General features: G+C 67.8%; 21 protein-coding genes. 14 read left to right on the top strand and 7 right to left on the bottom strand.

Annotation, left to right across the window (positions count from 1 at the left end; genetic code table 11):
* Positions 1-83 precede the first annotated feature (83 nt).
* The 3 genes from murD to VG561_RS12200 all read right to left on the bottom strand — a co-directional run bounded on the left by murD (position 84) and on the right by VG561_RS12200 (position 5,497).
* Positions 84-1,493 carry a UDP-N-acetylmuramoyl-L-alanine--D-glutamate ligase gene (gene murD, locus VG561_RS12210; RefSeq protein ID WP_014646281.1) on the bottom strand — a complete coding sequence of 470 codons (1,410 nt, stop codon included), beginning with the start codon at positions 1,491-1,493 and terminating at the stop codon, positions 84-86.
* Positions 1,474-2,826 (bottom strand): UDP-N-acetyl-alpha-D-muramoyl-L-alanyl-L-glutamate epimerase, encoded by a 1,353-nt coding sequence (gene murL / locus VG561_RS12205; RefSeq protein ID WP_423179617.1) that lies wholly within the window; start codon positions 2,824-2,826, stop codon positions 1,474-1,476. Before murL ends, murD begins: the two co-directional genes overlap by 20 nt.
* A 76-nt stretch (positions 2,827-2,902) precedes the next feature.
* The gene (locus tag VG561_RS12200) at positions 2,903-5,497 is read right to left on the bottom strand and encodes a bifunctional aspartate kinase/diaminopimelate decarboxylase (RefSeq protein WP_046429381.1); all 2,595 of its coding nucleotides are present in this window, start codon (positions 5,495-5,497) and stop codon (positions 2,903-2,905) included.
* 75 nt (positions 5,498-5,572) lie between these two features.
* Here VG561_RS12200 and VG561_RS12195 point away from each other — a divergent pair, with 75 nt between their 5' ends.
* Together VG561_RS12195 and VG561_RS12190 are read left to right on the top strand one after the other, a co-directional pair.
* On the top strand, positions 5,573-6,445 hold the full coding sequence (locus tag VG561_RS12195) for a PhzF family phenazine biosynthesis protein (protein WP_180835688.1): 873 nt from the start codon (positions 5,573-5,575) through the stop codon (positions 6,443-6,445).
* 130 nt (positions 6,446-6,575) lie between these two features.
* On the top strand, positions 6,576-7,454 hold the full coding sequence (locus tag VG561_RS12190) for a PhzF family phenazine biosynthesis protein (protein ID WP_014646277.1): 879 nt from the start codon (positions 6,576-6,578) through the stop codon (positions 7,452-7,454).
* A 166-nt stretch (positions 7,455-7,620) separates the two neighbouring features.
* Here VG561_RS12190 and VG561_RS12185 read toward each other — a convergent pair whose 3' ends face one another.
* Entirely contained in the window at positions 7,621-8,052 is a 432-nt protein-coding gene (locus VG561_RS12185) for an OsmC family protein (RefSeq protein ID WP_014646276.1), read from the bottom strand.
* Positions 8,053-8,423: 371 nt separating this feature from the next.
* On the opposite strand from VG561_RS12185, the gene VG561_RS12180 reads away from it, so the two are divergent.
* From VG561_RS12180 to VG561_RS12165, 4 genes are all read left to right on the top strand, one after another.
* The gene (locus VG561_RS12180; RefSeq protein WP_010483539.1) at positions 8,424-8,822 is read left to right on the top strand and encodes an HU family DNA-binding protein; all 399 of its coding nucleotides are present in this window, start codon (positions 8,424-8,426) and stop codon (positions 8,820-8,822) included.
* Between the two features lie 254 nt (positions 8,823-9,076).
* Complete coding sequence (locus VG561_RS12175) at positions 9,077-9,385, top strand: DUF3861 family protein (protein ID WP_014646275.1); 309 nt, start codon at positions 9,077-9,079, stop codon at positions 9,383-9,385.
* 56 nt (positions 9,386-9,441) lie between these two features.
* Positions 9,442-9,981, top strand: coding sequence for a hypothetical protein (locus VG561_RS12170; protein WP_134808588.1), 540 nt, complete (start codon positions 9,442-9,444; stop codon positions 9,979-9,981).
* 82 nt (positions 9,982-10,063) lie between these two features.
* Positions 10,064-10,660, top strand: coding sequence for a DUF1439 domain-containing protein (locus VG561_RS12165; RefSeq protein WP_075077032.1), 597 nt, complete (start codon positions 10,064-10,066; stop codon positions 10,658-10,660).
* Positions 10,661-10,732: 72 nt separating this feature from the next.
* Here VG561_RS12165 and VG561_RS12160 read toward each other — a convergent pair whose 3' ends face one another.
* Together VG561_RS12160 and VG561_RS12155 are read right to left on the bottom strand one after the other, a co-directional pair.
* On the bottom strand, positions 10,733-11,275 hold the full coding sequence (locus tag VG561_RS12160; RefSeq protein WP_032957815.1) for a type 1 glutamine amidotransferase domain-containing protein: 543 nt from the start codon (positions 11,273-11,275) through the stop codon (positions 10,733-10,735).
* 162 nt (positions 11,276-11,437) lie between these two features.
* Positions 11,438-11,905 (bottom strand): SET domain-containing protein, encoded by a 468-nt coding sequence (locus VG561_RS12155; protein ID WP_012479369.1) that lies wholly within the window; start codon positions 11,903-11,905, stop codon positions 11,438-11,440.
* A 209-nt stretch (positions 11,906-12,114) separates the two neighbouring features.
* Between VG561_RS12155 and VG561_RS12150 the strand changes: the two genes are divergently transcribed.
* The 5 genes from VG561_RS12150 to VG561_RS12130 all read left to right on the top strand — a co-directional run bounded on the left by VG561_RS12150 (position 12,115) and on the right by VG561_RS12130 (position 17,417).
* The gene (locus VG561_RS12150) at positions 12,115-12,570 is read left to right on the top strand and encodes an SUF system Fe-S cluster assembly regulator (protein ID WP_005408436.1); all 456 of its coding nucleotides are present in this window, start codon (positions 12,115-12,117) and stop codon (positions 12,568-12,570) included.
* Positions 12,571-12,587: 17 nt separating this feature from the next.
* Positions 12,588-14,063, top strand: coding sequence for a Fe-S cluster assembly protein SufB (sufB, locus tag VG561_RS12145; protein ID WP_134808589.1), 1,476 nt, complete (start codon positions 12,588-12,590; stop codon positions 14,061-14,063).
* Between the two features lie 74 nt (positions 14,064-14,137).
* Positions 14,138-14,902: a Fe-S cluster assembly ATPase SufC gene (gene sufC / locus VG561_RS12140; RefSeq protein ID WP_032957818.1), complete on the top strand. Its 765-nt coding sequence runs from the start codon at positions 14,138-14,140 to the stop codon at positions 14,900-14,902.
* Positions 14,902-16,164: a Fe-S cluster assembly protein SufD gene (gene sufD, locus VG561_RS12135; protein ID WP_111205820.1), complete on the top strand. Its 1,263-nt coding sequence runs from the start codon at positions 14,902-14,904 to the stop codon at positions 16,162-16,164. The genes sufC and sufD overlap by 1 nt, the downstream gene beginning before the upstream one ends.
* Entirely contained in the window at positions 16,161-17,417 is a 1,257-nt protein-coding gene (locus tag VG561_RS12130) for a cysteine desulfurase (protein WP_046429365.1), read from the top strand. The genes sufD and VG561_RS12130 overlap by 4 nt, the downstream gene beginning before the upstream one ends.
* Positions 17,418-17,432: 15 nt before the next feature.
* On the opposite strand, the gene VG561_RS12125 is transcribed toward VG561_RS12130, so the two are convergent.
* Entirely contained in the window at positions 17,433-18,083 is a 651-nt protein-coding gene (locus tag VG561_RS12125) for a transposase (RefSeq protein ID WP_197576174.1), read from the bottom strand.
* Between the two features lie 208 nt (positions 18,084-18,291).
* Between VG561_RS12125 and VG561_RS12120 the strand changes: the two genes are divergently transcribed.
* From VG561_RS12120 to VG561_RS12110, 3 genes are all read left to right on the top strand, one after another.
* Entirely contained in the window at positions 18,292-18,831 is a 540-nt protein-coding gene (locus VG561_RS12120; RefSeq protein WP_197575213.1) for a GNAT family N-acetyltransferase, read from the top strand.
* A complete protein-coding gene (locus tag VG561_RS12115; RefSeq protein WP_014646265.1) occupies positions 18,828-19,160 on the top strand; it encodes a non-heme iron oxygenase ferredoxin subunit in 333 nt (110 codons plus the stop codon). Before VG561_RS12120 ends, VG561_RS12115 begins: the two co-directional genes overlap by 4 nt.
* Positions 19,161-19,334: 174 nt before the next feature.
* The gene (locus VG561_RS12110; protein ID WP_197575214.1) at positions 19,335-19,736 is read left to right on the top strand and encodes a hypothetical protein; all 402 of its coding nucleotides are present in this window, start codon (positions 19,335-19,337) and stop codon (positions 19,734-19,736) included.
* Positions 19,737-19,826: the final 90 nt, after the last annotated feature.

Raw genomic sequence — 19,826 nt, 5'->3', positions numbered from 1 at the left:
GCATCCGGGTCCGTCCGGGGATGCCTGCATGATAAATGCACGATGGGGTCAGAGCCCTTTCCTGCGGAAAAGGATCCGACCCCTTACCCGATGCCCAACCCCGGAATCGCGCTGATGCTGTCCGGATCGAACCCGGCCAGCGCGGCGAAATGACGGCCACGCGCCACGTAGTCGCGGTACGCACCAAAGCTCGGTGCACCCGGCGACAGCAGCACCACCCCGCCCTGTTCGCCCAGCGCGGCGCGCGCCAAGGCCATCGCCTCGGCGAGATCGCCCGCCGCATGCAGGCCGAAGCGACCGGCGTCGGCCAACGGCTGCAGCATCGCGTGGATGCGCGGGCCGTTGCTGCCCATGGTCACGATCTCCACCGGCGGCACATCGTGCGCCATGTGCTGCATGAAATCGGTCCAGTCCAGGCCACGGTCATGCCCCCCCACCAGCAGCGCGATGCGCTGCCCGGCGAAGCACTCCAGCGCGGCCAGGCTGGCATGCGGCGTGGTGCTGATCGAATCGTTGACGTAGGTCAGGCCATCGGCCACGCCGATGCGCTGCAGGCGGTTCGGCAGCGGACGGAAGTCCTGCACCGCCGGTGCCAGCGCTACGGCATCCAGCCCCAGCGCTTCCAGCGCGGCCAGCACCGCGCACAGGTTGCCGCGGTTGTGGCGGCCTGGCAGCGGCGTGTTGCAGGTATCAAACACGGCCTGCTCACCGCGATGCACGATGTCGCCGCGCATGTGCCAGCCCTGCGGCTGGTTGAACCAGACCACTTCGCTGTCGGGCAGCGACAGCGCGGCCAGGTGCGGATCGGCGGCGTTGAGCACAGCGATGCGCGGTGCGGCTTCAGTCACCAGCCGCAGCTTGTCTTCGATGTAACGCTGTTCGCTGCCGTGCCAGTCCAGGTGTTCCGGGAACAGGTTAAGCACCACCGCCACCTGCGGGCGGGCGCCACTGCGTGCCACCTCACCGGTCTGGTAGCTGGACAGTTCCACCGCCCAGTACTCGGGCGCGGGCTGGGGATCCAGCACTTCCAGCAGCGGCAGGCCGATGTTGCCGACCAGGCCGGTGCGATGGCCGGCGGCACGCAGCAGGTGCGCAACCAGCGCGGTGGTGGTGCTCTTGCCCTTGGTACCGGTCACGCACACGGTGTCGTGCACGATGCCATCGTCGGCCGCGTGTTCGGCGAACCACAGCGCGGTGCCACCGATGAAGCTGGTGCCCTGCCCTGCAGCCGCCAGCGCGATCGGCTGGTACGGGCTGATGCCGGGCGATTTAATCACCACGTCGAACGCGGCCAGCGCTTCAGCGGAAGGCTCGCCACGCACGTCCAGCGCGCCCTCCGTTTCCGCACGCGCCGCCTCGACCTCGGACACCGGGCAGAACAGGCTCAATGCCAGCGTGGGCAGGCGCGCGCGCAGCACCGCAAACGCGGCGCGGCCCTCACGGCCCCAGCCCCACAGCGCGACGCGCTTTCCTTCAAGCTTCGAAATCTTCACGCACCCGTTCCCACAGCGCAGCTGGAACACGGTGCTCGCCCTGCAGCTGCAGCAGCGGTGCCAGTTCCAGTTCGGCGGCATCCAGCTGCGGCTGGATCTCGTTGCAGAAGCGCTTCACCAGCACGTCTTCATTCCACTCCGGGCGCTGTGCCAGGGTCGCCATCGCCGCACGCGATTCGCGGCCTTCGCCCACGCACTCGAACGGCTTGTGGTCCTGGAATTCCAGCAGCGCATCGAAGCCACCGGCCTGCTCGGCATCGTCCAGCAGGTTGCGGCCGAAGATGCGCACCAGGCGCGTCTTGGGCATGAACGGGGCCAGCGCCAGGAACACGAAATGGCATTTCGGGCAGACGCCGCACCAGCGGTTCACCGGGCGCTCGCCGAGGATGTGGAAGTTGCGGTTGCAACTGGAGAAATGCGCGTCGTAGAAGTCACTCTTGGCGAACTGGCGGGCCACCGCCAGCTCGGACATCGGGCGCAGCAGCGAGTAGTACTGCAGGTCCGCCGCCACGTACTTCTGCACATGGCTACCGAAGGCCTGCTCGCAGGCCCACCCCTTGGACCACTGGTGGTTCACTTCGCCGGTGCCTGGAATCTGGCTGCCGTAGCTGGCCGAGCGCTCGTTGGAGAACACGACCTGGTCCACGCCGTGCAGCAACGCGGCCAGCACCATGATCGCCGAGTTCACCACCGTCACCGGGATATGGCCGTTCCAGGCGCCCTGGCGGTTCAACTCGAACAGTTCCGGTGCCAGCGTGCGGCCCAGGTTCAAGGTCGGCAGGCCAGTGCGCTCGGCGCACGCACGGATCAGCTGCGAGCCACCGATCCAGGTCACGGTCTCGTCCACGCCGGCACGGCGCAGCGCTTCGATGCTGACCAGCGAATCCTTGCCGCCGCCGATGGCCACCAGCGCATGCGGCTGCAGGCCCAGCGCCGGCGCCTGCACGGCCTCGCCCTGCACCGGCAACCGGAAGCGGCCGCGCAGGTTCAGGCCGTTGCGGTAGGCGAATTCGCCCAGGCCGTTGAGGTAAATGGTCTCCACCAGCGCGGCGGTATCGGCATCGATGCTGTAGCTGTCGATGCTGACCGTATCCGGTACGCCGGCCTTGTAGTAGCTGACACCGGCGATCAGGTGCAGCAGCTGCAGCGCGCGCTGCACGGCGGCGCTACGCGCTTCGTCCAGCACGAACGGGGCGCCCGGCACGGTGATGGTTTCCACCATCTCCGGGCCGTCATCAAAGGCGTAGACCAGCTTGGCCACGCCGGTATCCGCGGCGAATTCGCAGCGGACGAAGCGGAAGCGGGAAACCTGGTGTTTGTCGAAAGCAGTCATGGTGTATCCGGTCAGGCACGGGCCCGCGCGATGGCGCGGGGCGTGTCGGTGGGCGGGTGCAGGGCGCGCGCGGTGGTCATTCGATCACGTCTTCGCGCGGCAGCATCCGCTGGTTGTAGGTGTTGGCCATCACATAGCCGTACGCGCCGGCGTCGGCGATCAGCATCACGTCGTCCGGCGCAGTTGACACCGGCAGCTTGCGGCGCTTGCCGAACACATCGCTGGATTCGCAGATCGGGCCGACCACATCGAACGCCGCTTCGGCATAACCACCCTGGCGGCTGAGGTTCTCGATGTCGTGCCAGGCGTCGTACAGCGCCGGGCGCATCAGCGTGTTCATGCCGGCATCCAGGCCCACGCGGCGCACGCCGTCCTTTTCCACCACCTGGGTGGCATGGGTCAGCAGCACGCCCGATTCGGCCACCAGGTAGCGGCCCGGCTCGATCGCCAGGCGGAATGCCGGGTGCAGCGCCTTGACCTCGGCCAGGCCCTCGGCCCAGGCGTCCAGGTCGAACGGCTCGTCTTCGTCGCTGTACGGAATCGGCAGGCCGCCACCGATGTCGATGGTGTGCACGCTGCCGATGCGGCGGGCGAAGCCGGCCAGCTCATCGCACATCAGGCGCCAGTGCTGCGCGGTTTCCACGCCACTGCCCAGGTGCGCATGCAGGCCGACCACGCGGCTGCCCAGCTCGGTGGCCGCGCGCACGAACTCGTCCACGCGGGCGATCGGCAGGCCGAACTTGGACTCCTTGCCGCCGGTGCGGACCTTGGCATGGTGGCCTTCGCCACGCCCCAGGTCGACGCGCAGCCACAGCTCGCGGTTGCGGAACAGGTCCGGCCAGCGCTGCAGCGCTTCGACGTTGTCGACGGTGACGGTCACGCCAAGGGCGAACGCCGCCTCGTACTCGCTGCGCGGGCAGAAGCTGGGAGTGAACAGCACGCGCCGCGGCGACAGCTCCGGCAGGTGCTGGAACACATGCTTCAGCTCGCCGTACGAGACGCACTCCAGCCCGAAGCCCTCGGCTTCCAGCAGCTGCAGGATGGCCGGGTGGCTGTTGGCCTTGATCGCGTAGTAACGCTGGTCGATCGGCTTGATCGCGGCCAGCGCGCGGGCGCGGGCGCGCACCGTCGGCAGGTGGTAGACATAGCGCGGCGTACCGGCATCGGCCAGCTGCAGCAGGTGCGCACGCTGGCCGCGCCACCACGGCGTGCCGCGCGGGCGCACGGTGCCGGCAATCTCGCGCCAGCGCGGGCCGAACACTTCGGTTTCTTCCACCGGCATCGCACCGCTGTCGATCAGCTCGGCATGCAGGATCGGCAGCAGGCCATCGGCATCGGCCTCGTCGATGACGAAGGTCAGGTTCAGGTCGTTGGACGACTGCGAAATCATGTGCACGCGCTCGCGGCCGAAGGTGGCCCACACGTCCGACAGCTTGTGCAGCAGAGAACGCATGCCGCGGCCGACCAGGGTGATCGCCGCGCACGGCACGATCACCTTCACCTTGCAGATCTGCGACAGGTCGGCCGACAGCGCGGCCAGCACATCGGTGTTGACCAGGTTCTCGGACGGGTCCAGCGACACGGTGACGTTGGTCTCGGCCGAACCGATCAGGTCCACCGACAGGCCATGCTTCTTGAACAGGTTGAACACATCGGCCAGGAAGCCGACCTGCTGCCACATGCCGATGCCTTCCATCGACACCAGCACGATGCCGTTGCGGCGGCTGATCGCCTTGACGCCTGGTACCGGTGCAGCACTGCCGTCAATGCTGGTGCCCGGCAGTTCCGGACGCTCGGTATCGAGGATGGCCATCGGCACGCCTGCATCGCGGCACGGCTTGATCGAGCGCGGATGCAGCACCTTCGCACCAGTGGTGGCGATTTCCTGCGCCTCGTAGTAGTCCAGGCGGGTCAGCAGGCGCGCGTCCGGCACATCCTTCGGGTTGGCACTGAACATGCCCGGCACATCGGTCCAGATTTCCACGCGGCTGGCGCCGAGCAGCGCGCCGAAGTACGCCGCCGAGGTATCCGAGCCACCACGGCCGAGGATGGCGGTACCGCCATCGGCATGCCGCGAGATGAAACCCTGGGTGATCAGCAGGCGGGTCGGCTGCGCGCGGAAGCGCTGCATCCACTCCGCGTCGGCACGCCACTGGCAGTTCACCGACAGGCGCTGTGACCAGTCGCTCTGGTTCGGCTGCGGCGGCATCGCGTCCAGCCACTGGCGGGCATCCATCCAGCCCATGTCCAGGCCCGAGGCGTGCAGGTAGGCCGCGCCCAGCGTGGACGACAACAGTTCGCCCTGGCCCAGCACTTCGGCCTGCCACTGCAGCGGACGGGTGGCCGCACGCGGGTCGTCGAGCAGGCCCTGCAGTGCCGCCAGGCGCTCGGCCAGTACTTCGCGGCCCAGGCCCAGTTCGGCCAGGAAGCCTTCATGGCGTTCGACCAGCGCGGCCACGCGATCACGGCTGTCCGGCGCGCCATCGGCGATCGCGGTCAGTTCGTTGGTGACCCCGGACAGCGCCGACACCACCACCAGCACGCGCGAGCCGGTCTCTTCCGCGCGTTTTTTCGCCAGCTTCCCGATCGTGTCCCAGCGGTGACGACGCGACACCGAGGTGCCGCCGAACTTCAGTACGATCCAACGATCGACAAGGGGGGAAGCTGACATGGATTGGCTATGTAGAATGTGGGGAAGCCGCCCTCGGGGGCGGAACCTTTGATTCTAAGCGCAATATCCCCGTAGATGGCCCTCCTCCGTTACCTGCAGCTCGATGTCTTCGCCTCCCGCCCCGGAACCGGGAATCCACTGGGTGCCCTGCTGGACGCCGATGCGCTCTCCGGCGAGCAGATGCAGGCCCTGGCCGCCTGGCTGAACCTGTCCGAGACGGTGTTCTTCCTGCGCCCCAGCGCGCCCGGCGCCGACTACCACATCCGCATCTTCACCCCGACCCGAGAGCTGGCGTTCGCCGGCCACCCGAGCGTCGGCGCGGCCTGGGCGGCGGTGAGCTGCGGCCTGGCCCAGCCTCGCGACGGCGCCCTGCTGCAGCAGTGCGCGGCGGGGGTGCTGCCCGTGCGGGTGAGCGGCCCGGCCGCGGCACTCCAGATCCAGCTGGCCAGCCCACCGGCGCGGCAACTGGCGACTGGCGCAGATGCGGCACCCGAAACACTGCTGGCCCTCGCCGCCAACGGGCACGTGCCCGAACTCTGGGACAACGGCGCGCGCTGGTGGCTGCTGCCGCTGCGCGATGCCGCCGCTGTGCGCGGCCTGGCGCCGGACATGGCCGCCCTGCGCGACTGGAGCCTTGCCACCGAGGCCACCGGCGTGGCCGTATTCGCCGACGAAGCCGGTACCGACCACACCCGTGTGGTGCGCGCATTCTGCCCCGCCGATGCGGCCAGCGTGCCGGAAGATCCGGTCACCGGCAGCGCCAATGCCCTGATCGCTGCCTGGCTGCGGCAGCGCAACGCCCTGCCCGGCCGCGAGGGCCACTACGTGGCCAGCCAGGGCCGCGAAGTCGGCCGCGATGGCCACGTGCAGGTGCAGGTCGACGCGCAGGGCACGGTCTGGATCGGCGGCCAGGTGCAGCCGGTCATCGACGGCCACCTTCGCTGGTAGCGCACGAAAAAAGGGGACGGAGGGAATTAAGTCGCTTATGGCACTTGGGGCACAAGCGACTTAATTCCCTCCGTCCCCTTTTTTGTGCCCCGCGCTACGCTATGCCGCCTGTTTACTGGAGTCCTGCCTGATGTCCACCCGCCGTTTCCTGCAGCTGGATGTGTTCTCCCCGCGCGCCGGTGCCGGCAATCCGCTGGCCGTGGTGCTTGATGCCGAAGGCCTGGACGATGCCAGCATGCAGGCCATTGCGCGCTGGACGCGCCTGCCCGAGACCACCTTCGTGTTCCCGCCGCAGGTCGCAGGCGCCAGCTACCGGCTGCGCATGTTCAGCCCGCAGAAGGAGGTCCCGTTCGCCGGCCATCCCAGCGTCGGCACCGCGCATGCGGTGCTGCAGGCGGGCCTGGCCGCGCCAGTCGACGGCGTGCTCGTGCAGGACGGCATCGCCGGTGCGCTGCCGCTGCGCGTGAGCGGCGAGGGCGCGCAGCAGCGCATTGCCATCCGCACCCCGCGCGCGCAGCTGGCGGAGATCGCCGAGGCCACCGACCCGCGCCTGCAGGCGGCGCTGAAGGATTGGCCGCTGGGCTCGCTGCCGCCGGCGCGCATGCAGGGCGGGCGCAGCTGGTGGGTGGTGCAGGTGGCCGATGAAGCGGCACTGCGCGCACTGCGCCCGGACTGGGACGCGGTCGCGGCTCTGGCCGAATCCACCGACAGCATGGGCGTGTTTGCCTACGCCTTCAGCGATGGCAGCGAGGGCTTCGATCTTGCAGTACGTGCCTTCGTCGGCAATGGACGCCGCTTCGAGGACGCCGCCTCCGGCGCGGCCAATGCGGTGCTGGCCGCATGGCTGGACCTGCGCGATGCGCTGCCGCGGGGCCGTGAATCGTTCGAAGTCAGCCAGGGCCGCGAAGTCGGCCACGACGCGCGCCTGACCCTGCGGGTCGATGAAGACGGCGAGGTCTGGTCGGGCGGGCAGGTGCAGACGGTGATTACCGGCACCCTTGATTGGTGATCGCGCTGGCGGGTGGTAGAGCCGAAGGCAGCGGCAGGAGCCGCTGCCAACGTCGGACGCGACGGCCCGGAGGGTGGGGACCAGGAAGGCCGCCATAACGCTGGCCGGCTGCTACATGGACCCCGGCATCATGCGGTTGCCGGCCCGCGGCCGGCACTACCGTGGCTCAGCCCAGTTCGGCTTCCAGGCTGATCGGCACCGCGCTCAGCGCCTTGGACACCGGGCAGTTCTGCTTGGCGTCATCGGCAATGGCACGGAACTGTGCGGCGTCGATGCCCGGCACCACGGCCTTCACCTTCAGCCGGATCTGCGACAGCTGCGGGCCGCCCTCCAGGGACAGATCGACCTTGGCCTCGGTGTCCAGCGAGGTCGGGGTGAAGCCGGCCTCACCAAGCTTGGCCGACAGCGCCATGGTGAAACAGCCGGCGTGCGCGGCGGCGATCAGCTCCTCCGGATTGGTGCCCTTCTCGTCGCCGAAGCGGCTGTTGAAACCGTAGCGGGTCTTGTCCAGCAGCCCGCTCTGCGGCGTGCTCAGCTGTCCCTTGCCCGACTTCAGATCGCCTTCCCAGTGCGCGGTGGCGTGTCGCGAGATTCCCATGTGCTGCTCCTGCGTGGCGGTGATGAACGGCCACTCTCGCACGGGACGCGTTAGCCCTGCGTCGCTCCGCCGCATGCCGCACGTCCGCCGGACATCGGACAGCTGGTCACTTCTTCGCCAGACTGACGCGGACTTTTCCCTTGTTTTCAGTGGTTTCGCACATTCCAGCAACGGGCAGGCAGCAGCCATCGCGCACGCTGCAGCGCCCCCGCCCCCCACCGCCGGCCATGTACTGAATCGGCCTGGATATGAAAAAACATGCACTTTCCGCGCTTCGGGCTATTGGCGGCGCCCGAGAGTTGCCCTACATTGCGCTTGCCGACGGGGTTCGGCGCCGACCACACAACCAACCGTTCACGGAACAGGAAACCATGGCAAAGACCGCTAAGAAGGCTGCCCCGAAGAAGGCAGTGAAGAAAGTCGCGACGAAGGCAGCCGCCAAGCCGGCCGCTCCGAAGCCGATCAAGGAAGTGCTGACCAAGTCCGGCCTGGTTGCACACATCGCTGAAGCCTCCGGCGTCATCGCCAAGGACGTCCGCGCTGTGCTGGCCTCGCTGGAAAGCGCCGTCGCCTCCTCGGTGCACAAGAAGGGCGCTGGCTCGTTCACCCTGCCGGGCCTGCTGAAGATCACCACCGTCAATGTGCCGGCCAAGCCGAAGCGCAAGGGCATCAACCCGTTCACCAAGGAAGAGCAGTGGTTCGCTGCCAAGCCGGCCACCACCAAGCTGAAGGTGCGTCCGCTGAAGAAGCTGAAGGACGCCGCGCTGTAAGCGCGCGCCCCAACGCGGATTCCGACGGGACGGCTCTGGCCGTCCCGTTTTTTTTGTCCGCACCACACCCCGCAACACAGCGTTGCCGCGGCCCCGGCAATCCCCGTACAGGCCCGCCAGCATTGGCTGCCGGTGCTCCGCAAAGGGCGCGGAACGTACCGGGTGGAACACTGCGTGCAGCGCCGGCCGTCGCCGCCAGCCGTGGCCTTGCCTATGGTGGGCACATCCTCCACAGCTACGGCGAGCACACCCTCATGGCCAGCCCCTCCACCCGCTACCGGATCTCGGTAACCCCGATCGAAAAGGACGGGCTGCAGTGCACCGGGCGCTGCACCATCGAACTCGAACACCGCGCCGGCCGCGACCTGATGCGCCTGCTGGAAGCGGCCCCGCGTACCGCCGGCATCAGTGGCGACGAGCGCGCGACCCTGGTGATCGCCACCCAGCTGCTGCGCGACATCGTACAGCGCCACGCCGAGACCGACGGCCACGCACTGGCCGCCATCGCCGGCCAGGTCCTGCCGGCGCTGGACGCGCTGGAGCAGCTGCCCTCCTCCCGCTGATAGCGGCGCAACCGATACACTGCCGCCCTCCAGGTTGCCTCGGGGAGGAGGCGGGCATGCGCAGGATCCTGTTCCTGATCGCACCACTGGTGCTGCTGGGTTGTTCACGCCCGGCGGCACAGACGAATGATCACATCACGGCAGCGTCCGCTCCCGTCGCCGCAGCAGCGGACACCGGTACCGGCCCCGGTCCCGGTCCCGCAGCATTGCAGGCGAGCGATATGACGCTGCTGTCCGCCGTCGACGACGGCGCAGAGCCGCCGTCGACGATGCTCAACCGCTACGTCGCCGCACTGCTCAACCGCGACCGCGCCGCCAGCGATGCTGCCTGGACGATCCCACCCGGCGACCCGCGGCATGCAGACGACGCCGCGCTGCGGCAGCTGCAGGACCTGCGCACGCTGCGCCTGCACAGCGATACTCCGATCGCCCGAGATGACCGGCAGCCACCGCGGCTGCTTGAAGTCCCTGTGCAGATCCGTGCGGTCACCGCCAATGGCACGTTCCGCTTCGGCGGCTGGTACCGCGTGCAGCCCAGCAGCGACGGCAGCGCCTGGCAGATCCAGTCGGCACAGCTGCGTCCAACGCTGGACTGAACCGTTGCAGCGGCATGCACGCGCGATTCAGCCTGCGCGGCTACTCTTTGATCCATCCATCTGCTTCCCACCGGTCACCGACATGCGCCTGCGTTCCCTGATGACCCGCCTCGCGGCCTCCACCGTGCTGATCGCCGCTGCGATCGGTGCTCAGGCGGCTCCCTCCATTTCCGGCCGCGAACTGTCGGTGGGCGCCAGCGACGTGCAGCAGTACCTCGATGGCAGCTTCCCGCGCACCCAGGACGCCCTCGGCGGCCTGATCGCCCTGACCATGAGCCATCCGCAGCTGAGCCTTCCGGCCGGCGAACGGTTGACCCTGGGCATGGACGTCGCGCTGGCCACCGCCGGCGGCAACCCGGCCCGACTGGGCACGGTGAAGCTCAGCAGCGGCCTGCGCTACGACGCGCAGACCCAGGGCTTTCACCTGCAGCAGCCGAGCGTGGATGACTTCACCCCGGCCAACCAGGGCGGCCGCCTCGACTCGCGCACCCGTGGCCTGCTCAATGCGTGGCTGAGCGACTACGCCCAGCGCGAACCGATCTACAAGCTGGACCCGGCCGTGGCCGGGGTGCTCGGCGCCCTGCAGGTGCAGTCGGCACAGGTGAAGAACGGCAAACTGGTGGTCACTTTCAACCAGAACCTGGGCAACCTGGTACCGGCAGGCCTGCTGGGCAAATGAGGTGGTGCCGGGCGCTGGCCGGCAGCACGTCACTGCATCTGCCGGCCAGCGGCCGGCACTACCGGTAGCGCATCAGGCGGCAAGCGCTTTTACCACCGCCTCGCTGAAAGCCGGAATGTCATCCGGCTTGCGGCTGGTGATGACGTTGCCGTCGACCACCACCTCGGCATCGCGCCATGTCGCACCCGCGTTCGCCAGATCCTGCTGCAGGGAAGGCCAGGAGGTCAGCTCGCGGCCATCGGCCAGGCCGCTGTTGATCAGCAGCCACGGGCCATGGCAGATCGCCGCCACGGGCTTGCCGGCTTCATCCACTGAACGGATGAAGGCCAGTACGGCATCATCGGTGCGCAGTGTGTCCGGATTGATGACCCCGCCGGGCAGAACCACCGCATCGAAGCGTGCAGGATCGGCCTCATCCAACGGGATATCCACCGCGACGGCGTCGCCCCAGTTCTTCTCCTTCCAGCCCTTGATCGTCGCTTCCTTTGCGGGCGAGACCACGCTGACGCGCGCCCCTTCCGCTTCCAGCAAACGCTTGGGTTCGATCAGTTCAGACTGTTCGAAGCCGTGGGTGGCAAGGATGGCAATCTGCTTGCCCTTCAATCGCTCTGCCATGGAGGCACTCCGGTTGGGGGAGCCCACAGGATGGAAGAACGGCCCTTGCGCGGCGGTGACCCTGTCGTGCACGGCAGGTGGAGAGCCGCCGGGTGGTGCCGGCCGCTGGCCGGCACCTGGATTGCGCCTTGCCGGCCAGCGGCCGGCACTACCCGGTACCGATCAGCGCTTGGGCTGCAGCATCGTGCCGGTGCACTTGGGCGAGCCGCAACGGCACTCCCAGATCTTCTTCAGCTTGGCGGTGTGGCGCTCGGCCAGGGTGATGCCGTAGTTGTAGGTCAGCTCCTCGCCGGCCTTGATATCACGCAGTGCCTCGATGAACACCTTGTCGCCCCGGCTGTCGCCGTCCTCGTCCTCCTCGATCACCGCCTCGCAGTTCGGGTCGCAGCTGTGGTTTATCCAGCGCGCGTCGTTGCCCTTGTAGTTGGCGTCGATCACCCAGTCATCGTTGAGGGTGAACAGGAAGGTATGGCCACTTTCGACGTCGCCGCTGTCATCGGCATCGACATCACCGTGGCTGCGCAGCAGGCCCTTGTACTGGATCACGCGCTCGCCCTGCTTGATCGGGGCCACGGCGAACACGCCGTTGCCATGGATGGCGGACTTGCGGGCTTGGATCTTCTTCGGCATCGGCGCGGGCTGTTTGCAGCGAATGGAATGGGGATTCTCGCCCATTCCGGGTGATTGCGAAAATCACCCCGTTGGCGCAGCATTGCGCCCCGGCAACGGCCGCGGTGTGTCCTCCCGGCCTGGCCCAAGCGCCGGCTGAATGCCCGGCTTGGATGGTGGCGAATAAAAGCGTACAATTTCAGTCCGCTTTAAGAACCACTCGCATCCCCATGTTGCGCGTCACCAAACTCACCGATTACGCCACCGTCGTGCTGACCGTGCTGGCCGCCCGTCCGGGCGAAGTGCTCAGTGCCACCGAGCTGGCCGAATTCACCGGTCTGGAGCCGCCCACCGTCAGCAAGGTGCTCAAGCCACTGGCCCAGGCCGGCCTGGTCGAAGGCCTGCGTGGCGTCCGTGGCGGCTACCGCCTGACCCGCCCGGCCATCGAGATCTCGCTGTTCGAAGTGGTCGAAGCGATGGAAGGGCCACTGGCCCTGACCGAATGCAGCCACGACCACCACCAGTGCGGCATGGCGCCCAAGTGCGGCGCGCGCAGCAGCTGGCGGCTGATCAACGACGTGGTCTCCGAGGCCCTGCGCGATGTCACCCTCGCGCAGATCCTGCCCCCTCTCCCCCTTGCCGATGACGAACAGCGCCGCACCATCGCTGTCGACGTCGTCTCCTGATCCGTAGGCAGCCCCCCATGGCCACCGAAACCATCGAAAACGTCGCCCACGGCGACACCCCCAACCGCGAGATCCACGAGCAGCTCGGCCGCAAGTATTCGGCCGGCTTCATCACCGAGATCGAGTCGGACTCCCTGCCGCCGGGCCTGGACGAGGACACCATCCGTGCCCTGTCGGCCAAGAAGGACGAGCCGGAGTGGATGACGCAGTGGCGCCTGGATGCCTACCGCCACTTCCTGACCCTGCCGATGCCGGACTGGGCCAAGCTGGAGATCGCGCCGATCGACCTGCAGGCGCTCAGCTACTACTCCGCGCCGAAGGGCCCGAAGTACGCCTCGCTGGATGATGTGCCGAAGGAACTGCTCGACACCTACGACAAGCTGGGCGTGCCGCTGCACGAGCGCGCCAAGCTGGCCGGCGTGGCGGTGGATGCGGTGTTCGACTCGGTATCCGTGGGCACCACCTTCCGCAAGGAACTGGCCGAGAAGGGCGTGATCTTCTGCTCGATGTCCGAGGCCATCAAGGAACACCCGGCGCTGGTGCGCCAGTACCTGGGCACCGTGGTGCCGGTCGGTGACAACTACTTCGCCGCGCTCAACTCGGCGGTGTTCTCCGACGGCAGCTTCGTGTTCATTCCCAAGGGCGTGCGCTGCCCGATGGAACTGAGCACCTATTTCCGCATCAACGCCGGCCACACCGGCCAGTTCGAGCGCACCCTGATCGTGTGCGAGGACAAGGCCTATGTTTCCTACCTGGAAGGCTGCACCGCGCCGATGCGCGATGAGAACCAGCTGCACGCCGCGGTGGTCGAGCTGGTCGCGCTGGAAGATGCGGAGATCAAGTACTCCACGGTGCAGAACTGGTACCCGGGCGACGAGAACGGCGTCGGTGGCATCTACAACTTCGTGACCAAGCGTGCCGAATGCCGTGGCGCGCGCAGCAAGGTCACCTGGACCCAGGTCGAGACCGGCTCGGCGATCACCTGGAAGTACCCCTCGTGCGTGCTGCTGGGTGACGATTCGGTCGGTGAATTCCACTCCGTCGCGCTGACCCATCACCGCCAGCAGGCCGACACCGGCACCAAGATGATCCATGTCGGCAAGCGCACCAAGAGCAAGATCGTCAGCAAGGGCATCAGCGCCGGCCGCGGTCAGAACACCTACCGCGGCCTGGTGCGCGTGGACCGCAATGCTGATGGCGCGCGCAACTACACCCAGTGCGATTCGCTGCTGATCGGCAAGCAGTGCGGCGCCCACACCTTCCCCTACATCGAGGTGAAGAACCCGGGCGCCACCGTCGAGCACGAGGCCACCACCTCCAAGATCTCCGATGACCAGCTGTTCTACTGCCGCGCCCGTGGCATCAGCCAGGAAGACGCGGTGTCGATGATCGTCGACGGCTTCTGCAAGCAGGTGTTCCGCGAACTGCCGATGGAGTTCGCGGTGGAAGCCAAGAAGCTGCTGGAAGTCTCGCTGGAAGGTTCGGTGGGCTGACCGCCCGCCCCTGCCCCTCGCAAACGCATTCTCTTTACCGGCGGGCCCTGGCCCGCCCCACGGAAACCCCCACCATGCTGAAGATCGAAAACCTCCACGCCCGCATCGGCGACAAGGAAATCCTCAAGGGCCTGTCGCTGGATGTGAAGCCCGGCCAGGTGCACGCCATCATGGGTCCGAACGGCGCCGGCAAGTCCACCCTGGGCAACGTCCTGGCCGGCCGCGACGGCTACGAAGTGACCGAAGGCAGCGTGCAGTTCGACGGCGTCGACCTGCTGGAGCAGGACCCGGAAGCACGTGCCGCCGCCGGCCTGTTCCTGGCGTTCCAGTACCCGGTGGAAATCCCGGGCGTGAACAACACCTACTTCCTGCGCGCGGCACTGAACGCCCAGCGCAAGGCGCGCGGCGAAGAAGAACTCGATTCCATGCAGTTCCTCAAGCTGGTGCGGCAGAAGCTGGCCGTGCTGCACCTGAAGGACGAACTGCTGCACCGTGGCGTCAACGAAGGCTTCTCCGGCGGCGAGAAGAAGCGCAACGAGATCTTCCAGCTGGCCGTGCTGGAACCGAAGCTGGCGATCCTGGACGAGACCGACTCGGGCCTGGACATCGACGCGCTGAAGAGCGTGGCCGACGGCGTCAACGCACTGCGCGGCGCCGACCGTTCGTTCCTGGTCATCACCCACTACCAGCGCCTGCTGGACTACATCAAGCCGGACGTGGTGCACGTGCTGGCCGATGGTCGCATCGTCAAGAGCGGCGGCCCCGAGCTGGCGCTGGAGCTGGAAGCGCACGGCTATGATTTCCTGAAGGACCGGGTCGTGCCCGAGGCGGCGGTCTGATGAGCGCCCTGCTTGACTCCATGGCCCAGGCCTTCTGTGGCAGCGATGCGCGCCGCGAAGTGCTGGATGCGGCCCTGCGCGACGGCCTGCCCGCCGCCCGCAATGAAGCCTGGAAGTACACCTCGCTGCGCCAGCTGGAACGCCGTGCGTTCGCTGCAGCGCCGCTGCAGGCGCCGGCGCTGGACGCCGCGCTGCTGGACGACATCCCGGCGCCGCGCCTGGTGTTCGTCAACGGCCGTCTGGATGCCGCGCTGAGCGATGTGCAGGCCCTGCCGTCCGGCGTGCAGCTGCAGCCGCTGTCGTCCGCGCTGGCCGCTGGCGAAGACGCCGTGCGTTTCCTTGGCCGTCGCTACGAGCGCAGCGAAGAGATCTTCGCCCGGCTCAACGCCGCGCTGGCCGATGAAGGCGTCGTGCTGCGCGTGGATGAAGGCGTGCAGGTCGAAACGCCGCTGCAGCTGGTATTCGCCAGCGTCGCCGGCGAAGCCGACCTGGCCTGGCACCATCGCCACCTGATCGAACTGCGCGCCGGCGCCAGCCTGGGCGTGGTCGAGCACCGCTTCAGCGTGGGTGACTCCGCCCACCTGGACAACACCGTGCTGCATGCCCACGTCGCCCGCGACGGCGTACTCAAGCACGCCCGCGTGCAGGCCGGCAGCGCCCGCCAGACCAGCTTCCTGCGTACCGACGCGGTGCTGGCCCGCGACGCGCAGTACCACCGCGTGGACCTGGAACTGGGCGCCGCGCTCAGCCGCCACGAACTGAACGTGCGCCTGGAAGGCGACAACGCCCGGCTGACCGCCAACGGCGTGCTGCTCGGCAATGGCCGCCGCCACGTCGAGACCCGCCTGGGCATCGACCACATCGCGCGCGATACCGCCTGCGAGCTGCTGTGGCGCGGCGTTGCCGCCAACCGCAGCCGCGTGGTGTTCCATGGCGGCATCCAGATCCGCGAAGGCGCCGACGGCACCGACGCGAACCTGTCCAACAAGAACCTGCTGCTGTCGGCCGATGCCGAGATCGATACCCAGCCGACGCTGGTGATCGACGCCGATGAAGTGAAGGCCGCGCACGGCGCGACCGTCGGCCAGCTCGATGCCAATGCGCTGTTCTACCTGCGCTCGCGTGGCCTGCCCCAGGTCCAGGCGCAGGCACTGCTGAGCGCTGCGTTCTGCCATGAACCGCTGAAGATCCTGCCGGACGCGTTGCGCGAGCAGCTGGCACGCCGCCTGGACAAGGCCCTGGCCGAGGCGGGTGTGGCATGAACCTGTCCACGCCACGCCCGATCGAAGAACGCACCGGCGCCCCGGACTGGGATCGCGTCCGCCTCGACTTCCCGCTGCTGATGCGTGAAGTGCACGGCAAGCCGCTGGTCTATTTCGACAACGCCAACACCGGCCAGAAGCCGGTACAGGTGATCGGCGCGGTGGATGAGTTCTACCGCCGCTACAACGCCAACGTCAGCCGCGCGGTGCATGCACTGGGCAGCGAAGCGACCGACGCCTACGAAGGCGCACGCAACAAGCTGGCACGCTTCCTCAACGTGCGCGCCAGCGACCTGGTGCTGTGCAGCGGCACCACCTTCGCCATCAACCTGGTGGCCTACTCGTGGGCGCTGCCGCGATTGAAGGCCGGCGACGTGATCCTGATCACACGCATGGAACACCATGCCAACATCGTGCCGTGGCAGCTGGTCGCGCAACGTACCGGCGCCACCATCCGCGTGGCCGAGATCACGCCCGATGGCGCGCTGGACCTGGATGCGCTGCGCGCGGCGATGACCCCGGAGGTCAGGCTGCTGGCGGTCACCCATGTCTCCAACGTGCTGGGCACGGTCAATCCGGTGCGCGAGATCTGCCGTGAAGCGCGCAAGCGCGGCATCATCACCGTGGTCGATGGCTCGCAGGCGGTGCCGCACCGCAAGGTCGACGTCGCCGCGATCGGCTGCGACTTCTACGCCATCACCGGCCACAAGATGTGCGGTCCGACCGGCACTGGTGCGCTGTGGGCGCGCCGCGAGCACCTGGACGCGATGCCGCCGTTCCTCGGCGGCGGCGAGATGATCAAGGAAGTCAGCTTCGACGGCACCGTGTTCAACGATGCCCCGCACAAGTTCGAAGCCGGCACCCCGAACATCGCCGGTTTCATCGGCCTGGGCGTGGCCGCCGACTACCTGCAGCAGCTCGGCCAGGAGAACGTGGAAGCCCGCGAAGCCGAACTGCTGGCGCACTTCACCGAGGAGCTGCGCCGCGTCGACGGCCTGCGCATCATCGGCGAAGCGCCGGAGAAGGCCGCCGTGGTCTCGTTCCTGATCGATGGCGCGCATGCGCACGATCTGGCCACCCTGCTCGACCTGGAAGGGGTGGCCGTGCGCTCGGGGCAGCACTGCGCACACCCGCTGCTGCAGTACTTCGGCGTCGCCGCCACCTGCCGTGCCTCGCTGGCGTTCTACAACACGCACGCCGAGATCGAGCGCTTCATGACCGCGCTGACCAAGGTGCGCAAGCTTCTGGGCTGAGCCGGCACACCGGGGTCAGATCCCTTTCGCGACGCGAAAGGGATCTGACCCCAGCAACGTCCCCACCAACCGGCGCTGTGACTGCAACGCTGCCCGGATCGCGACCAGATCACCCGCAGGAATGCCCTGCGCGATGAACTCCACATACCGCCTTCGCCGCTCTTCCACATCGAAGGCCATCAAATCGAACGCCGGGTGTGGTGTAAGCAGCGCGTTGCACGTTCCCCGCGCATTGGCCCGATAGCTGGACCAGCGATAGTCGCCGGGATGCGCCACCCTCCCCGCCCGCACCGGATTGAGCTCGATGTAGCGCTGGCAGGCCAGCAGATAGCGATCCGTATCCACCACCGTGGAGTGGAAGCGCCCTTCCCATAACGTGCCGGTGCGGCCCTGCCGATCATTCACCCGACGTACGTAGGTCCGGTTCACGGCCTGCATCATCCGCGACAGCCCGCCGCAGAGATCAGGCGTTGCCAGAAGATGGACGTGATTGTCCATCAGCACATAAGCGTGGACCCGGCAGTGCTGCTGGTCTGCGTGATGACACAGCAGGCGCAGGTAGGCGACGCGGTCGCCATCCGCAAAGAACACGCGCTGACGATTGTTGCCGCGCTGGACGACATGTTGCGGATATCCGGGCGCATCGATGCGCCGTGGCCTTGGCATGGGCTGCTCCTGGTAGCAGGGGGTCAGGGCCCTTCGCTGCGCAAAGGGATCTGACCCCGAGCATCTGCCGATTCCGGGCCCGTGCCAGTCGGTCCATGGCCTGCCGTTGAGTCAGTAGATGCCGGGGTCAGATCCCTTTCGCGTTGCGAAAGGGATCTGACCCCACTCCCCCATTTGCGCCCGCCCACGCCCCACCTAGAATGGGGCCATGAGCACCCTGACCTTCCGCGCCGCCACGCCGGCCGACATCCCCGCCCTGATCGCCCTCGTCACCTCGGCCTACCGTGGCGACGCCAGCCGCGTTGGCTGGACCACCGAAGCCGACCTGCTGGATGGCGCCCGCATCGACGCCGAAGGCATCCAGGCCGACCTCGACCGCCCGCGCTCGACCATCCTGCTGGCCGAGCGCGAAGGCGTTCTTGTGGCCTGCGCCCACGTTGCCGACGTCGACGGCAACGGCTACTTCGGCATGTTCTCGGTCGATCCGGCCCAGCAGGGCGGCGGCGTCGGCAAGCAGCTGATGGACGCCGCCGAAGCGCACGCCGCACGCGAATGGAAGGTGCCGGTGATGCAGATGACGGTGATCGACGTACGCGACGAACTGATCGCCTACTACGAGCGCCGCGGCTACCAGCGTACCGGCATCAAGAAGCCGTTCCCATATGGCGACGAACGCTTCGGAATCCCCAAGCGCGACGACCTGCGCTTCGAGGTCCTGGAAAAGCCACTGGCCGGAGCCGCCGCGTGAGCGATACCTGGACCTTCGTGTGTGCCGGCAACGAGCTGCTGCCCGGTGAAATGAAGAGCGTGTTCGACGAAGTGACCGGCACGCCGATCGTGGTGTTCAACCTCGACGGCGAGCTGTACGCGCTGGAAGACCAGTGCACGCATGAGGAGTTCGAGCTGTCCTCGGGCGAGTTCAACACCGACGAAGGCAGCGTGGAATGCGTGCTGCACGGCGCGCGCTTCGACGTGCGCGATGGCCGCGCCCTGTGCGCCCCGGCCTATACGCCGGTACCCAAGTTCCCGGTGAAGCGCGAACACGACGCCGTCTGGACCCGCGACGACCGCGATTGAAGCGCCCCTGGCCGCCGGCGACTCCGCCCAGGGGTGGAAGCCAGCGGAGCGCGCTGAGAGGCGTTCAGGGGCCTCCCCGGGCCTCCAGACCGCTCGTTCGCCCGCGCATATGCGAATCATTATCGTTGATGTTATCCTACGTAACATCTTCGTAACGACTCCGCCCCCTGCGCCATGGCTTTGCCCGCGCCCGCCGCCACGCTGTGCCAGCTTCCCCGCCATGGGTGGCCGTTGGCTGTGGCCCTGCTGCTGACGCTGCTGCTGGGCTGGTCGGCCCTGCACGAAGGGCGCGATGGACCCGCCACCTACGGCTGGCAGGCACACGCTGAAGATCTTCAGCAGGCCATGCCGATGCCGGCCCCGCCGGCGGACGAGTGCCCGCGCCATGCGGTGCCAGTACCTGAGCCGCCGCTGGATGGCGAGGGCACAACGCCCTGTACCGGACTGGCTCCCCCGCGCGCCGCCCTGGTCGCGCATGTTCCGCTGTGGCGCTCCGATGCCCTGCACTGGCAGCTGCACGATCCCGCACTGCGGTTGAACCCCGGCCACGCACCGCCCGCACCGCACGCCAGCTGAGGCGCCCTGCGGCCATTGCCGTGCGCCTGGAGTCGTCCGCTGCGCAGCCGAGCATCGGCTCGGCTCTACAGAAGACGCCCTCTACATGCC

The organism is Stenotrophomonas sp. CASM110 (assembly GCF_049384345.1).
Classification (GTDB): domain Bacteria; phylum Pseudomonadota; class Gammaproteobacteria; order Xanthomonadales; family Xanthomonadaceae; genus Stenotrophomonas; species Stenotrophomonas muris.
This window is presented reverse-complemented; position numbering and strand designations above follow the sequence as displayed.

What these genes read in the sequence shown, in the direction of transcription:
- VG561_RS12130 (WP_046429365.1), top strand. Translation starts at nt 16,161, where the DNA reads ATGAACCTGTCCACGCCACGCCCGATCGAAGAACGCACCGGCGCCCCG.
- VG561_RS12195 (WP_180835688.1), top strand. Translation starts at nt 5,573, where the DNA reads ATGGCCCTCCTCCGTTACCTGCAGCTCGATGTCTTCGCCTCCCGCCCC.
- murL (WP_423179617.1), bottom strand. Translation starts at nt 2,826, where the DNA reads ATGACTGCTTTCGACAAACACCAGGTTTCCCGCTTCCGCTTCGTCCGC.
- VG561_RS12175 (WP_014646275.1), top strand. Translation starts at nt 9,077, where the DNA reads ATGGCCAGCCCCTCCACCCGCTACCGGATCTCGGTAACCCCGATCGAA.
- VG561_RS12185 (WP_014646276.1), bottom strand. Translation starts at nt 8,052, where the DNA reads ATGGGAATCTCGCGACACGCCACCGCGCACTGGGAAGGCGATCTGAAG.
- VG561_RS12155 (WP_012479369.1), bottom strand. Translation starts at nt 11,905, where the DNA reads ATGCCGAAGAAGATCCAAGCCCGCAAGTCCGCCATCCATGGCAACGGC.
- sufB (WP_134808589.1), top strand. Translation starts at nt 12,588, where the DNA reads ATGGCCACCGAAACCATCGAAAACGTCGCCCACGGCGACACCCCCAAC.
- VG561_RS12200 (WP_046429381.1), bottom strand. Translation starts at nt 5,497, where the DNA reads ATGTCAGCTTCCCCCCTTGTCGATCGTTGGATCGTACTGAAGTTCGGC.
- VG561_RS12160 (WP_032957815.1), bottom strand. Translation starts at nt 11,275, where the DNA reads ATGGCAGAGCGATTGAAGGGCAAGCAGATTGCCATCCTTGCCACCCAC.
- sufC (WP_032957818.1), top strand. Translation starts at nt 14,138, where the DNA reads ATGCTGAAGATCGAAAACCTCCACGCCCGCATCGGCGACAAGGAAATC.
- VG561_RS12150 (WP_005408436.1), top strand. Translation starts at nt 12,115, where the DNA reads ATGTTGCGCGTCACCAAACTCACCGATTACGCCACCGTCGTGCTGACC.
- VG561_RS12180 (WP_010483539.1), top strand. Translation starts at nt 8,424, where the DNA reads ATGGCAAAGACCGCTAAGAAGGCTGCCCCGAAGAAGGCAGTGAAGAAA.
- VG561_RS12125 (WP_197576174.1), bottom strand. Translation starts at nt 18,083, where the DNA reads ATGCCAAGGCCACGGCGCATCGATGCGCCCGGATATCCGCAACATGTC.
- VG561_RS12110 (WP_197575214.1), top strand. Translation starts at nt 19,335, where the DNA reads ATGGCTTTGCCCGCGCCCGCCGCCACGCTGTGCCAGCTTCCCCGCCAT.
- sufD (WP_111205820.1), top strand. Translation starts at nt 14,902, where the DNA reads ATGAGCGCCCTGCTTGACTCCATGGCCCAGGCCTTCTGTGGCAGCGAT.
- VG561_RS12120 (WP_197575213.1), top strand. Translation starts at nt 18,292, where the DNA reads ATGAGCACCCTGACCTTCCGCGCCGCCACGCCGGCCGACATCCCCGCC.
- VG561_RS12190 (WP_014646277.1), top strand. Translation starts at nt 6,576, where the DNA reads ATGTCCACCCGCCGTTTCCTGCAGCTGGATGTGTTCTCCCCGCGCGCC.
- VG561_RS12170 (WP_134808588.1), top strand. Translation starts at nt 9,442, where the DNA reads ATGCGCAGGATCCTGTTCCTGATCGCACCACTGGTGCTGCTGGGTTGT.
- VG561_RS12165 (WP_075077032.1), top strand. Translation starts at nt 10,064, where the DNA reads ATGCGCCTGCGTTCCCTGATGACCCGCCTCGCGGCCTCCACCGTGCTG.